17 protein-coding genes are annotated in these 14,801 nt (G+C 33.2%); 13 read left to right on the forward strand and 4 right to left on the reverse strand.

What is annotated here, in order from left to right; genetic code table 11:
* Positions 1-87 precede the first annotated feature (87 nt).
* Together czrB and BTJ66_RS10010 are read right to left on the reverse strand one after the other, a co-directional pair.
* Complete coding sequence (gene czrB, locus BTJ66_RS10005) at positions 88-1,053, reverse strand: CDF family zinc efflux transporter CzrB (RefSeq protein ID WP_099090818.1); 966 nt, start codon at positions 1,051-1,053, stop codon at positions 88-90.
* Between the two features lie 23 nt (positions 1,054-1,076).
* Positions 1,077-1,370, reverse strand: coding sequence for an ArsR/SmtB family transcription factor (locus BTJ66_RS10010; RefSeq protein ID WP_099090819.1), 294 nt, complete (start codon positions 1,368-1,370; stop codon positions 1,077-1,079).
* Between the two features lie 153 nt (positions 1,371-1,523).
* On the opposite strand from BTJ66_RS10010, the gene BTJ66_RS10015 reads away from it, so the two are divergent.
* The 9 genes from BTJ66_RS10015 to BTJ66_RS10055 all read left to right on the forward strand — a co-directional run bounded on the left by BTJ66_RS10015 (position 1,524) and on the right by BTJ66_RS10055 (position 9,610).
* Positions 1,524-2,180, forward strand: coding sequence for an SDR family oxidoreductase (locus tag BTJ66_RS10015; protein ID WP_099090820.1), 657 nt, complete (start codon positions 1,524-1,526; stop codon positions 2,178-2,180).
* A gap of 125 nt (positions 2,181-2,305) precedes the next feature.
* Positions 2,306-3,004: a FadR/GntR family transcriptional regulator gene (locus BTJ66_RS10020; RefSeq protein WP_099090821.1), complete on the forward strand. Its 699-nt coding sequence runs from the start codon at positions 2,306-2,308 to the stop codon at positions 3,002-3,004.
* A gap of 561 nt (positions 3,005-3,565) precedes the next feature.
* Positions 3,566-4,504 carry a type I phosphomannose isomerase catalytic subunit gene (locus BTJ66_RS10025; protein ID WP_099090822.1) on the forward strand — a complete coding sequence of 313 codons (939 nt, stop codon included), beginning with the start codon at positions 3,566-3,568 and terminating at the stop codon, positions 4,502-4,504.
* A gap of 24 nt (positions 4,505-4,528) precedes the next feature.
* Positions 4,529-4,759: a hypothetical protein gene (locus tag BTJ66_RS10030; RefSeq protein ID WP_099090823.1), complete on the forward strand. Its 231-nt coding sequence runs from the start codon at positions 4,529-4,531 to the stop codon at positions 4,757-4,759.
* Between the two features lie 204 nt (positions 4,760-4,963).
* Complete coding sequence (locus BTJ66_RS10035; protein ID WP_099090824.1) at positions 4,964-5,944, forward strand: YeiH family protein; 981 nt, start codon at positions 4,964-4,966, stop codon at positions 5,942-5,944.
* A 72-nt stretch (positions 5,945-6,016) separates the two neighbouring features.
* Positions 6,017-7,384, forward strand: a complete 1,368-nt coding sequence (locus BTJ66_RS10040) for an EVE domain-containing protein (protein ID WP_099090825.1) — start codon at positions 6,017-6,019, stop codon at positions 7,382-7,384.
* Positions 7,385-7,698: 314 nt separating this feature from the next.
* Positions 7,699-8,082, forward strand: coding sequence for a thiol-disulfide oxidoreductase DCC family protein (locus BTJ66_RS10045; RefSeq protein WP_099090826.1), 384 nt, complete (start codon positions 7,699-7,701; stop codon positions 8,080-8,082).
* Positions 8,083-8,115: 33 nt separating this feature from the next.
* The gene (rbsK, locus tag BTJ66_RS10050) at positions 8,116-8,985 is read left to right on the forward strand and encodes a ribokinase (RefSeq protein ID WP_099090827.1); all 870 of its coding nucleotides are present in this window, start codon (positions 8,116-8,118) and stop codon (positions 8,983-8,985) included.
* A gap of 175 nt (positions 8,986-9,160) precedes the next feature.
* Entirely contained in the window at positions 9,161-9,610 is a 450-nt protein-coding gene (locus tag BTJ66_RS10055) for a Dps family protein (RefSeq protein ID WP_099090828.1), read from the forward strand.
* A 110-nt stretch (positions 9,611-9,720) separates the two neighbouring features.
* Here the strand turns inward: BTJ66_RS10055 and deoD are convergent, their stop codons facing one another.
* Positions 9,721-10,431 (reverse strand): purine-nucleoside phosphorylase, encoded by a 711-nt coding sequence (gene deoD / locus BTJ66_RS10060; RefSeq protein WP_099090829.1) that lies wholly within the window; start codon positions 10,429-10,431, stop codon positions 9,721-9,723.
* Between the two features lie 183 nt (positions 10,432-10,614).
* On the opposite strand from deoD, the gene deoC reads away from it, so the two are divergent.
* The 4 genes from deoC (at position 10,615) to BTJ66_RS10080 (ending at position 14,196) form a co-directional block, all read left to right on the forward strand.
* Positions 10,615-11,277, forward strand: a complete 663-nt coding sequence (gene deoC, locus BTJ66_RS10065; RefSeq protein ID WP_099090830.1) for a deoxyribose-phosphate aldolase — start codon at positions 10,615-10,617, stop codon at positions 11,275-11,277.
* Positions 11,278-11,344: 67 nt separating this feature from the next.
* A complete protein-coding gene (locus BTJ66_RS10070) occupies positions 11,345-12,646 on the forward strand; it encodes a pyrimidine-nucleoside phosphorylase (RefSeq protein ID WP_099090831.1) in 1,302 nt (433 codons plus the stop codon).
* Positions 12,647-12,658: 12 nt separating this feature from the next.
* Positions 12,659-13,846, forward strand: a complete 1,188-nt coding sequence (gene deoB / locus BTJ66_RS10075; protein WP_099090832.1) for a phosphopentomutase — start codon at positions 12,659-12,661, stop codon at positions 13,844-13,846.
* Positions 13,846-14,196 carry a DoxX family protein gene (locus tag BTJ66_RS10080; RefSeq protein WP_099090833.1) on the forward strand — a complete coding sequence of 117 codons (351 nt, stop codon included), beginning with the start codon at positions 13,846-13,848 and terminating at the stop codon, positions 14,194-14,196. The genes deoB and BTJ66_RS10080 overlap by 1 nt, the downstream gene beginning before the upstream one ends.
* A gap of 97 nt (positions 14,197-14,293) precedes the next feature.
* On the opposite strand, the gene BTJ66_RS10085 is transcribed toward BTJ66_RS10080, so the two are convergent.
* Positions 14,294-14,764: an S-ribosylhomocysteine lyase gene (locus BTJ66_RS10085; RefSeq protein WP_099090834.1), complete on the reverse strand. Its 471-nt coding sequence runs from the start codon at positions 14,762-14,764 to the stop codon at positions 14,294-14,296.
* Positions 14,765-14,801 lie beyond the last annotated feature (37 nt).

Consider the following 14,801-nt stretch of genomic DNA (forward strand, 5'->3'; position numbering starts at 1 on the left):
ATAAAGTTAAAAATGCGAGCGTACAAATCCAATATGATTGCGTACGCTCGCATTTATTAATTTATAATGTTAACTTTAGTTTTAAATTTAATGTTCGTGCGTGTGTTCATGGGCAGATGATTTATAAATGGATGAACATAACATCTCATCGTCATGTTGATGATCATTTGTTTCTAATTGTATTGTCATGTGTTGAATATTCAAGTGGTGTAGCTTATGTTCTAGTTTATTCAATAATTTCTCACTTTGCGCGACTGACATTTCATGTGGAACTACAGCATGGCAACTTAGTGCATTTAATTCATTAGAAATCGTCCATATATGACAATCATGTATACTTTCAATAGCTTCTTCATCTTTGATAGCAGTGATTACTTTGGACATTTTTACATCTGATGGCGTACCTTCCATTAAAATATTTATGGAAGATTTTGTGATTCCCCAACTGCTTTTAATTATTAATAATGAAACTAGTATACTAGCGATTGGGTCAGCTATAGTTAAATTTAAAGACCATATGAGTATCGCAGCGATAATTGCGCCAACAGAGCCTAAAAGGTCCCCCATAACATGTAAGAAAGCACCGCGCATATTAATGTTATGAGATGTATCGCCACCTCTAAACATCAATAAAGCTACAATGATATTTACAATCAGACCAACAACGCTGATGACAAACATTTCAGTGGATTGTACGTCTACTGGATTGAAAAATCTTCCGATAGCCTCAATTATGATTAGTATCCCAATGACAAACAGTGTAATTCCGTTAAATAGTGCTGCTAAAATTTCAAAGCGCTTATAGCCGAAGGTTTTATTTTTATTTGCATGCTTTTCAGCATAGATAAAGGCAAGAAGCGCGACACCAAGCGATATCGCATCACTAAACATGTGTAATCCATCTGAAAGTAAAGCTAAACTATTTGCTAAAAAGCCACCAATGATTTCTACAATCATAAAGCTTCCAATTATAAAAAAGCTTATAAGTAAGATTTTTTTATTGTTAGTGTGTACATGGCCATGAGCATGATTATGTTCATGATGTTCTGACATATATATCCACCTTTCAGTAATTGTTAGTGTGTAGCATGATGTATTGCTTGTTTGATTAAAGTAGTCACATGTGAATCGTCTATTCGATAAATCATAGATTGTCCATTGCGATTTGATTTTACTAAATGTGCTTGTTTAAGAATGCGTAATTGATGAGACACATTAGATTGGCTTAAATTAAGTGTGTGTGCTATGTGACCTACACTGCACTCATTTTGAATTAAAAGGTGCATTACGCGCAGTCTATTGCCGTCACTTAAAGCTTTGAAAATTTCAGTAACACGTTCAAGCGTTTGTTCGTTTAATGATGACTCCATATAAGTTAATCCTCATTTCGTTAATTAATATATGAACATTTGTTCATATATTAATATGATTTTGTTTAAAAGTCAACGCTCTAAGCACAATAGTTTTAAATATAAGCAAAAGTGGTAAAGTTAATTTAAGATTTTATTGAAGGAGGCTATATAATGAATACATTAGTTATAGGTGCAAATGGTGGCGTGGGTCACTATTTAGTAAAGCAACTAAAAGATAGTGGCGAGTCATTCGTTGCGGGTGTGAGAAAAAAAGAACAAGTACAAGCTTTAGAAGAACAAGGTGTTAAAGCTACTTTAATAGATGTTGAAGCAGATGATATTGAATCGTTAACGGACAAACTTAAAGGATTCGATAAAGTAGTATTTTCTGTTGGTTCAGGTGGTAGCACTGGCGCGGATAAGACAATAAGCGTCGATTTAGATGGTGCTATAAAAACGATGAAAGCTAGTGAAGCAAACCAAGTGAAACAATATGTTATGGTGTCAACTTATGATTCAAGAAGAGAAGCATTTGATGCAAGTGGAGATTTAAAACCTTACACAATTGCCAAACATTATGCAGATGAATATCTTAAACAAGCGAATTTAGGATACACAATTGTACATCCAGGCGCACTGTTAAATGATCCAGCTACGCATAAAATTGAAGCCAAAGCATTTTTTGACGATAGACGATCCATTTCTCGCGAAGACGTTGCTTTAGTGATAAAAGAAGTGCTTGATACAGATAACTATATAAATACTGAATTTCAAATTGCGAATGGCGAAATGCCAATTAAAGAAGCCCTAGCACAGTTTAAAAAATAGTGCCATAAAAGAACCAATTTACATGATGGTGTAAATTGGTTCTTTTTTTGTTGGAAATAATTGGCTTTTCACGTAATTTATGTGTGAAAATTTGATACAATAAAAGATATCGTTTGGAGGTTAATATGAATATTTCAAACCAGAAAATATATGAACAAGTCGCAGATATCATTTTAGAAAATATTAAATCTGAAGCGTATCAAGTTGGTGATAAACTACCTTCTATACAAAACCTGAGTAAGCAATTTGGTGTGAGTATAGCGTCGGTTAGAGAAGCACTGAATGCACTTAGAACGATAGGGATTATAGAGATGAAGCAGGGGTATGGGACTTTTGTTAAGCAATTAGAACCTACTTTTTTTGAACTTGGAGATAAATTTAATTCACTAGAGCAAATAAAAGAGTTATTAGAATTAAGAGAAATTGTAGAAAGTGCAACAGTTGCCAACGCGGCTCGATACCGCAATGAAAATGACTTGAGCCAATTAAAAAAAGCGCTAAAAGTGATGAGTGAAGCAGTGACTGATGGGACTTCAGGTGAGAAAGCAGACTTGGCGTTTCACCTTGCTATTGCTAATGCAGCACAAAATACTTTACTGGTAGAATTGTTAAATAATATTTCAGAGTTAATGCAAAACTCAATGGAAGAAACTAGAAAAATATTTATTTATAACAAGCAAAAAACAATGACTAAGTTACTTGAAGAACATGAAGTTATTTATCATGCAATTTTAAAGCGGGATGATGAAGTAGCAGTTAAAGCGATGCAAATGCACCTACTAGAAGTCAAAGACACGATACTAGCTAACTTTAAAGAACAATAAATAGAAAATAAAAAAGCGTCATTTCCTTTGTAAATATGAGAATGCACTTTTACCGTGTTGTCATAATATCAAGTTTGTAAAAAAGTAATGTACCTTATAAGAAACATATAAAAGCCCAAACTTTTATGAAGTTTGGACTTTATCGCAAATTTTTAATTTGAAAAAGTAATCAACTTTTTCAAATAATCATAATTAATACATTACCTTATATGTAAAAACAGATAGAGTTTACAAAAACTCTATAATTAATTATAAAATTAATTATATGAAATTGACAAGAGCTAATATGAAAAATTTCTAGCTATAATATAATAGTTCATTAAAAAGACATAAATATGTGATTGTGCGAAATAGAATAAACTATCAATTTAAAAATGCCATTGATATAATAACAAGTGATTTTAGCATAGTAAACTACCTGTATTGTCGTTTATACTCTCAGTCATTATGTGATACAATCACACTAGTTCTCTAAAAAGATGAAAACAAATAAAAATAATACACTTAAATAATATATATAGTAACTTACTAATACAACTTAAGAATGTGGAGGTGCGAAGAATGCCATTATTTTTAAAACCAGTTTTTCATGAAAAAATATGGGGTGGCAAGAGATTAAAAGCATTTGGATATGATTTACCCAGTGATTCTATCGGGGAAGTTTGGGGTATTTCAGCACATCCTAATGGCAAATGTGAAATTTTAAATGAGCCCTATAAAGGTCAAACATTAGATCAAGTATGGGACGAGCATCGAGAATTATTTGGTGATTTCCCAAGTCAAGCATTCCCTTTAATGACTAAAATAGTAGATGCTAAAGAATCATTATCTATACATGTACATCCTGATGATGCGTTTGCTTATGAAAATGAAAATGGTCAATATGGTAAGTCTGAATGTTGGTATATTATTGATGCTGAGGAAGATGCTGAAATTATATATGGATTAAATACGCAATCGAAAGAAACAGCCATCGACAAGATAGATGAGGCGGATTATGATTCGATATTTAATAAAGTAAAAGTTAAGGCAGGAGAATTTTATTTTATACCTGCTGGTACTATTCATTCTATTGGTGCAGGCGTTCTCGTTTATGAAACAATGCAATCCTCGGATGTGACTTATCGATTGTTTGATTATGATCGTGCTCAGGCATCTGGAGATAAACGAGAATTAAATCAAGTAAAAGCAAAAGAAGTTATTGAACTCTCGCAAGAAAGTATCAATATCCCAACAGATACTGAAATTATAGAAAATCACAAGCGTACACAGCTTGTCTCAAATGACTTTTTCACAATTGTAAAGTGGAATATTTCTGGTACATTAAACTATATGAAGCCTAGGGAGTTTGTACTAGTATCAGTACTTAAAGGCGAAGGGCAGGTCATTATCGACGGTGAAGTATTTGATTTAGTCCATGGACAGAATTTTATTTTAACTTCTGATGATCTTGATACGATATTTGAAGGACAATTTGAATTAATAGTAAGTTATTTATAGATAGATAAATAGGAGTGCTTTAAAATGATTAAGTTTTTATATATTTCATTAGTATGTGGTCTATTGTCTGGTGCTGGCATATTTTTAAAGACAGATATATTTCCTTCAATGGTAATTCCAATGATTTTTGGAGTGATTGGTATCATCTCAGCATTGATTACTATTCCAGATAAAGAAATAAGTGGTATGCTTAAATTTGGTGGTGTGTTAATTAATATCATGCCAATTATGGGTGCTTTAACATTAACTTCATGAAGTATAAATTCAGTATCTTTACGGTAACGTAAACGATACTTTTTTTATGATAGTTATAAGTGATTATAGAAAGCGTTTGATTCATAAATAAAAGCATTAACGTTATGCGTTTAATTAATTTTATCGTTCCCTATACATTTGAATCTATACGGTTAAGCTCAATTGAAATATGTTAAAATGGTATTGAAATAGGAGGTGGCAAGATTGGATAAAGCAAGAGGAATCGTTATGACTTTGGTAATCGCAATGGTAGCCACAATTATGGGTAGTAAATTCCCTATTATTGGTAGTGCTATTTTTGCAATCATAATTGGTATTTTGATAAATAATGTAATAACAATTCCTAAAAAATATGAAGCGGGTATAAATTTTAGTAGTAAAAAAATATTGCACTATAGCATAGTGGTGCTAGGATTTACATTAAGCTTTCATTCCATTGGAGCCATCGGTTGGAAATCTTTACCTATTATATTTATAACATTGTTTGCGGCATTTTTTATCGTTTATGTATTAATGAAGCTATTTAATATTAATGAACATTTAAGTATATTGATAGGGGTAGGGACTTCAATATGTGGTGGTTCAGCAATTGCCGCTACGAGTCCAGTCATTAAAGCGAAGGAAAGCGAAGTTGCATTTGCTATCTCAACGATATTTTTATTTAATCTAATAGCCGTATTCGTTTTTCCACCACTTGGACATATTATGCATATGGGAGAAACAACGTTTGGCTACTTTGGGGGCACGGCAATAAATGACACATCAAGTGTCATTGCAGCGACTTCTATTTATGGGAAAACAGCATTGGAGACAGGTGCAGTAGTTAAATTGACACGTACATTGATGATTATTCCAGTAGTGTTATTTTTTACATATAGAACCATTAAAAAAGAACAAGAAACACAGTCGAACACATCCATTGTAAAAATATTTCCATGGTTTATTGTTTGGTTTGTCGTAGCATCTTTAATAAGTACAATTTTCAATTTTTCACCATCAGTAATTAATATTTTTCAACAATTGTCGTTATTTTTAATTACAATGGCAATGGCAGGCATTGGATTGAATGTGGACTTCAAACAATTTAGACAAGCAGGAATTAAACCTATATTATTAGGCTTAGCAACGTGGATTGTTGTTATTATTTCAAGTTTAATCACAATGAAATTAATTAACCTATTGTAATGTTTGTTCTATAAGATTATTTTGCATATAATAGGAAAAATAGAATTTTTATATGAGATAAGGAGTATTTAAATGACAGAGGAAACAAGTTATTTTTGGTTAAACTGCGGTTATAATCGCTGGAACCATAACGAACCAATGGTTGGACAAACAACATTATTTGAATCAGGTGCACAATTTAATCCTTCTCAAGGTTTCCGTTCATTTAAACAGGCCAAGGTTGGAGACCAGGTCATTTTTTACCAAGTGCAGATGGATACTGGTCTATTAGGATTTGGTGAGATTACAAGTGTACAAACTGGTGCTCAAAACAAAATTCGTGTTCATTTTCAATTGCAAGAACAATTAAAGCCACTAACAGCAGATTACTTAAAAAGAAGTGAACAGTTAGAATTTAGAATGGGGAATATGAAAGAGACACTGTTTAATCAAATTACTAAAGAAGAATTTGAATTGATCGTTAACCTAGGTAAAGGACAAACTAAAATACCAAGATACTTTTTTTTAGCAGAGGAACAAGAATTTGAACCTGAATCATATAATACAATATATACGCATACGTATAATGGTATTAAACGCAATGGTTATCATTTTTATACTCAACTTGAAATAGGGGATCAATTGATCTTTTATAATAAAAAACGGGATCAATCGGTTATTGGTATTGGTGAAGTGAGTAAACATATTCATGAAAAATCACCAATACCTGGTAGAACCAATAGTACAGCAATAGAAGTTTATTTTGAAAAGGAAATAGAACCTGTGTCTTTAGGTACCTTAAATAAGCACCCTAAATTAAAAAATCTGTACTACTTACAAGAAAACGCAAAACAAGCGATTGCAAGCATGTCACAGACTCAATTTGAGTCTATATTAGAAATGAGTAATAATGATGGCTTGAAACCGCAATTTGAAGCTGTTGAAAGTGAAAGTGTCATAGATAAGCCAGCCGATGATTTAAAACCATTTATTTTACTCGTCGTTGATAAGGGCGAAGGATTAAAAGCTGCAGAAGATTTACTACAAAAAACAAATGCGAATCCCGTTATTACCTCAGGACATCCAGACTTTACAGAAGATATGCTTTATGGTAAATATTTGCCAAACGAGACGGGTGCTTTATATTATAGAGAAGGTTTTATCACGAATTTAATGCCACGCAAAGATAAGAGCTATTTGGTAATTGATAATTTTAACCGTATAGATCCTGACATTTTCCAAACATATATTAATGTGTTAGAAGGTTATGAAATGACATTACCTCGATATAATAAAGATGGCTCAATGGTAAAATGGTCTAGAAAGAAAGATTCATTTTATCATTTTAATCCAAACTGGCATATCGTTGGTGTCACATATGATCGTTTAAATGATATTAAGCAAAAATATACAGAACAATTTTTAAAATATACAAGAATTGTTAAAGTTAACCAAGATTAATATCGATGTAGATTATTTTATGATCGTTTAATCATAGATATATTTTTCTAGATAATGAAATGACCAATCCTTCAAGAAACGGATTGGTCATTTTTATATATTCAGTGTCACTTTGTTGATTAATCAAACATTTTCCAGATATGTGGGAGAAAGCTATAGTATGACATGATATTTATTATATAAGTGAGAATCAACGTTTATGTGAAGTGAAGCACACATATGATTTATTTTCTTAAAATTAGGATATAATAGAACTAAGAACAAATATAGAATAATAATTAATGTTTAATTATTTAATTAGAGGAGCGTTGTATATGCCAATAATTTATTACGATGGTAATTGTGTCTATTGTTATAACTATGCAATTTGGTTGATTCAACATGGGCTTTCTACTCGTTATCAATTTGCCAAATTACAAGGTGATGTTGCACAAAACTTATTAGAAAATTATCCAGAAGCGCAACAATACGATAGTGTTATTTTGCAAGAAGGTGATTGCTTGAAATACAAATCGGATGCTATTGCAACACTGATTACATCACTGACAAATTATAAATGGTTAGGTATCTTATTGCGCTTAGTACCAAATAGCATAAGAGATTTAGGTTACCAATTGTTTGCAGATAATAGAAATCATATGTGGAAAACACATTGGCACAAACCCAATGCTTATGAACAATCATTTTTTATTGACTAATTTATTTTTAACCGAAAACACGGAGGAAACAACATGAAGAAAATTATAGTAATTGGAAGTGCTTCTATTGATTTAGTTGTAAAATCTAAAATATTACCTGAAGCAGGAGAAACAGTAATGGGTGATTCGTTTTTTACTACGCCTGGCGGTAAAGGGGCAAATCAAGCCGTTGCTGCTGCACGCTTAAGTGATCAAGTGTATATGATAGGTGCAGTGGGGAATGATTCGTATGGCAAACAAATTTTGGAAAATTTGAAACAGAATCATGTAGATATATCATACATGGATATCATTGACAATGAAAAGTCAGGTACAGCACATATCACATTGTTTGAAGATGATAATCGTATTATTGTAGTACCCGCAGCCAATAACTACGTTACACCAGAAAAAGTATTACCCAAACTAGAACATTTTAGTGAAGGTGACATTATTCTGTTACAACACGAAATTCCTGAAGATACGATTCGTTCGGTTGTAACATATGCACAGAAACAGGGCATGAAAATTATTTTAAATCCAGCACCTTATCGTAAATTGGATATAGATGTAATTGAAAAAGTGACATGGCTTACTCCGAATGAATCAGAAAGCGAACTACTATTTGAACATCAAGTAGAAGAAGCGCTTAAAACATATCCGCGCAAGCTGATAATTACACAGGGTGCCAAGGGGGCTTTATTTTATAGCGATTCTCAACAACTTATAGAAGGATATAAAAAAGAAGTCGTTGATACTACAGGCGCTGGAGACACATTTAATGGTGCATTAGCAGTTGCTCTAATTGAAAATAAATCACTGGAAGAGGCAGTGAATTTTGCTAATTTGGCAGGCAGTTTTTCAGTGACAGGTTTAGGCGCACAGGGTGCAATGCCACACAGAAAAGACCTAGAAGAAGTATAGGCTGATTTGTTATAATATAGGTGTATCGGCAAATGATAACCTAAATTAAAATAATTCTAATTTAAAATAAGAAACCTCTTTACAGATTATAATCATTATAATATAATAATTAATGTAAAGAAGATTTGTGTTGTCATTTAATGATAATATTTGAAATTTAAAGGAGAGATTTTACATGGCAAAAAGTAATGAAGAAGTAGTAAAAGTATTAAATCAACAAGTAGCAAACTGGACAGTAGCATTCACCAAATTACACAATTTTCATTGGTATGTAAAAGGGCCTAATTTCTTCTCACTACACACTAAATTTGAAGAACTATATGATGAAGCAAGCCAATATATTGATGATTTAGCAGAGCGTATTTTAGCTGCTGGCGGCAACCCAGTTGCAACGCTAAAAGAGAGTTTAGAAATTTCAATTATTAAAGAAGCTGGTAAAGGGTATAAAGCTGAAGAAATGGTTGAAGAACTTTCACAAGACTTTGACAATGTATCTAAACAATTAGAAGAAGCGATTGAAGTTGCATCAAATGCAGATGATGATGTAACAGAAGATATGTTCATCGGTATGCAAACAAACATCGATAAACATAATTGGATGTTGAAATCATATTTAGGTAGATAAAATAATCAATTTCATACAAATAGAAAAACTAGACCGGGACATTAAATTATGTCCCGGTCTAGTTTTCTTTGACAAATATTTAAGTATTGGGTTCTTATTTTTTAGGTCAATTACTCAGCTATTTCTAATGCAATTTCCATCATTTGTGTGAAGGAATTTTGACGTTCTTCAGCGGTTGTCGCTTCATCACGTAAGATATGATCACTTACAGTAAATATACCTAAAGCTTTTTTATTAGCGTATGTGGCATTTAAATATAATGCTGCGGATTCCATTTCAATACCTAAGATACCCATGCGCTGCCATTTTTCATTGAATGAGTCATCAGCATTATAGAAAGTATCAGAAGATAAGATATTACCAACATGTGTTTTAGCTCCTATGTCATCTGCTTTTTGTTTCGCTTTTAGAATTAGTTCAAAATCTGCTAACGGTGCGTAATGACCAGGAATGTTGTATTGCTCAACATAACTAGAATTAGTAGAGGCACCTTGTGCAATAATAACATCATATAGGTTTACATTTTCTTGTAATGCGCCACATGATCCAATACGGATAATCGTGTCTACATCGAAAAAATTATACAATTCATATGAATAGATGCCAATACTTGGCACACCCATGCCAGATCCCATTACAGATACTTCTTTACCATTATAGGTACCAGTATAGCCAAACATGTTACGTACTTCATTAAATTGTTCAACATTTTCTAAATAGTTATCAGCAATGTATTTTGCACGAAGTGGATCTCCTGGCATTAATACTGTTTTAGCGATTTTCTTTCCATTAGGTTGAATATGAGGTGTTGCTTTTGTCATAATCATCTTCTCCTTTAAATACTTTATCAAATTAAAGATAACATTTGTTTATTATTTATGCGAATTTTTGTAGTATAGAGGTATATAGAGAATGTTTATATACATATGATTTTATTTTGCTATATAATTATTAGTGGATAAAAACATCATATTTATTATAAACGAAAAATAGGAGGATTTCATATGAATTATGCAAAATATATAGACCACACATTACTTAAACCTGAGTCTACGAGAGATCAAATAGATAAAATTATCGAGGAAGCAAAGGCGTTTAATTTTAAATCAGTTTGTATTAATCCAACACATGTAAAATATGCTGCAGAACAACTTAAAGATTCGGATGTATTAGTTTGTACTGTAATTGGATTTCCATTAGGTGCTGCAACTACTGAAACTAAAATGTTTGAAACAGAAGATGCAATAAATAAAGGTGCTTCTGAAATAGATATGGTAATTAATATAGGTGCATTAAAAGATGGCCGCTTCGAAGATGTTCAAAAGGATATCGAAGGTGTTGTAGGAGCAGCGAATGGTAAGACAGTAAAAGTTATTATTGAAACATGTTTATTAACAGATGCAGAAAAAGTGAAAGCGAGTGAATTAAGTAAAGCAGCTGGTGCTGACTTTGTGAAGACATCAACAGGATTTGCTGGCGGTGGTGCAACACCAGAAGATGTTAAGTTAATGAAAGATACAGTTGGAGATGCATTAGAAGTAAAAGCTTCTGGTGGTGTTAGAAATCTTGAAGACTTTAATCAAATGCTTGAAGCAGGGGCAACACGTATTGGTGCGAGTGCCGGAGTTCAAATTATTCAAGGTTTAGAAACAAATTCTGACTATTAAGCAATCATCGATAATTTTATGAACTAAATTTAAGCTTTTATTTGAAGATTAGGGGAGGCCAACTCATATGAGAATGGTAGATATTATTGAAAAGAAACGTGATGGTCAAGCACTGACAACACAAGAAATTGACTATTTTATCGCTGGCTATACAAAAGGTGATATTCCAGATTATCAAGTATCTAGTTTGGCAATGGCGATTTATTTTCAAGATATGAATGATGACGAACGTGCTGCATTGACTATGGCGATGGTTAACTCAGGTGACGTCATTGATTTATCTAATATCAATGGAATTAAAGTGGATAAGCATTCGACGGGCGGTGTAGGAGACACTACAACGTTAGTACTTGCGCCACTAGTTGCTGCAGTGGGTGTTCCAGTAGCTAAAATGAGTGGTCGTGGACTAGGTCACACAGGCGGTACGATAGATAAACTTGAATCTGTTGAAGGTTTTCATGTTGAAATAACTGAAGATAAATTTGTTAAGCTAGTCAATGAAGCAAAAGTCGCTGTCATTGGTCAAACTGGGAATCTAACTCCCGCGGATAAAAAATTGTACGGACTGCGCGATGTTACTGGAACAGTCAATTCGATTCCTTTAATTGCATCATCTATCATGAGTAAAAAAATTGCAGCTGGTGCAGATGCTATTGTATTAGATGTTAAAACGGGTAACGGGGCATTTATGAAAACATTGGAAGATGCAGAGGCACTAGCACATGCGATGGTCCGTATTGGTAATAATGTCGGTAGAAATACAATGGCAATTATTTCAGATATGGGTCAACCACTTGGTAATGCTATCGGTAATGCCTTAGAAGTTAAAGAAGCGATAGAAACATTACAGGGAAATGGTCCAGAAGACTTGACTGAGTTAGTGTTGACGTTAGGTTCACAGATGGTCGTTGTAGGTGGTAAAGCCAAAGATCTTGCTGAAGCACGTAGCATGCTGGAACAAGCAATTCAGGATGGTACAGCCTTAGAAAGTTTCAGAACATTTTTAGAAAATCAAGATGGCGACGGTTCTGTAGTGGAGGATGTATCTAAATTGCCACAAGCTAAATATCAGATTGAGTTACCGGCACAAAGTTCAGGTTACGTAACTGAAATTATTGCAAATGAAGTAGGCGTTGCATCTATGATGCTAGGAGCAGGTAGACAAACCAAAGAAGACGATATCGATTTAAGTGTAGGTCTCGTATTGCATAAAAAAGTAGGAGACAAAGTCAATAAAGGGGATGCTTTATTAACAATCCATAGTAATCAGGTTCAAATTGATAATGTGAAAGAAAAATTATTACAAAGCATAACGATTAGTGAACATGGTGACGAGCCTACATTGATTCATAAAATAATTACTGAATAGGAGAGGAATATTATGACTACACCATTTAAACGTGTTCATTTAATTGTAATGGACTCAGTTGGTATTGGAGAGGGCCCTGATGCAAAAGCTTTTAATGATGAAGGCAGTCATACTTTAAAACATACACTCGATGGGTTTGAACAGTCATTACCCAATTTGCAGAAATTAGGCTTAGGTAATATTGAACCTCTTCCAGTTGTCGAAAAAGAATCACAACCTCAAGCTTTTTATACAAAAATGAGTGAAGCTTCCGTCGGTAAAGATACTATGACAGGACATTGGGAAATCATGGGATTAAATATTATGCAACCATTTAAAGTTTATCCAGAAGGTTTCCCGGAAGAGCTAGTTAAGGAAATCGAATCATTGACTGGACGTAGAGTTGTAGCTAATCGCCCAGCATCTGGCACACAAATCATTGATGAATGGGGAGAACATCAAATGAAGACAGGTGATCTCATCATTTATACTTCTGCTGATCCTGTACTCCAAATTGCTGCCCATGAAGATATTATTCCCTTAGAAGAATTATATGATATTTGCGAAAAAGTCAGAGAACTTACAAAAGATCCAAAGTATTTAATAGGTAGAATTATTGCTAGACCTTATATTGGGGAGCCTGGCTCGTTTAAGAGAACATCTAATAGACATGACTATGCATTAAAACCTTTTGGCAGAACAGTGATGAATTCCTTGAAAGATAGTGGATATGATGTCATTGCACTAGGTAAAATTAACGATATATTTGATGGTGAAGGTGTTACAGAATCAATCCGTACGAAAGACAATATGGACGGTATGGATAAATTAATTGAAACTGTGCAACGTGACTTTAATGGTTTGAGTTTTTTAAATCTGGTAGATTTCGATGCACTATATGGTCATCGTCGTGATAAACCAGGGTATGCGCAAGCAATTAAAGAATTTGATGAACGATTGCCTGAACTTATAAGTCATTTAAAAGAAGATGACTTGGTTATTATTACAGCAGATCACGGTAATGATCCTACAGCAGAGGGCACAGATCACACTAGAGAATATATTCCTGTACTTATGTTTAGTCCTAAAGTATCGGAATATCATGAGTTGTCCGTAGACAACACATTTAGTTCATTAGGCGCAACGATTGCAGACAATTTCGGTGTGGAAATGCCTGAATTTGGTAAAAGTTATTTAAAAGAAATGGGTGTTGAAAAGTAATGACTAAGTTAAGAATACTATTTGGCATTGTATTTAGCGTTGCAGGTATACTCCATTTTAAAGATGAAGCACAATTCAGGAAGATTGTACCAGCATATTTACCGTTTAGAAAAGCGGCTGTTCTAATCACTGGTATAATTGAACTCGTGTTTGGCGCTATTTTATTGATTAAAAAACCTACAAATAGTCAAAAGAATACAATGATTGCATTTTTATGGGCAGTGTTACCAGCAAATATCTATATGGCTCGTAAACAAATACCATTAGCGGGTAAACAATTACCTAAATGGATTTTATATGGACGTATACCTTTGCAATTTGTGATAATCAAATTAATTAAAAAGTTATAATTGAGTAAATCAAAATAAGAGCGCGCATGCAGTTGTTTATATGCATGTGCGCTCTTATTTGTTTTTTTATATTAAATAGCAAGGTATTGCTCTAAAATTATTTAGCTTCACCATAAATATCATGCCATTCTGCTTTTTTATCAATGAATGTTTGTGCTATTTCTTTTGCGCCTTCTAACGAATGGCTAGCAGCCCAACCACATTGTACTTCATTACAAGCAGGCACTTCTGTAGCGTTTAATACATCATTAATTGTGCTTTCTATAATATTTAGCACATCTTCGTAGTCATTATGGTTGATGAATGAAACGTAAAACCCTGTTTGACACCCCATCGGACTAATATCAACAACTTTATCCGAATGATTTCTGATGTTTTCTGCCATTAAATGTTCTAATGAGTGTAAGCCAGGCATATCCATATGTTCTTTGTTTGGTTGTTTAAAGCGAATATCATATTTATGAATTACATCGCCGTTAGCGCCTTCCATTTTACCTGCTAATCTCACAAAAGGTGCTGAAACGATTGTATGATCCAAATTAAAACTTTCTACGTTCATTTTTGGCATGGTATGTCCTCCTAATATTTAACTTATTTCAATTGTA

The sequence above is a fragment of the Staphylococcus edaphicus genome (assembly GCF_002614725.1).
Taxonomy (GTDB): Bacteria; Bacillota; Bacilli; order Staphylococcales; family Staphylococcaceae; genus Staphylococcus; species Staphylococcus edaphicus.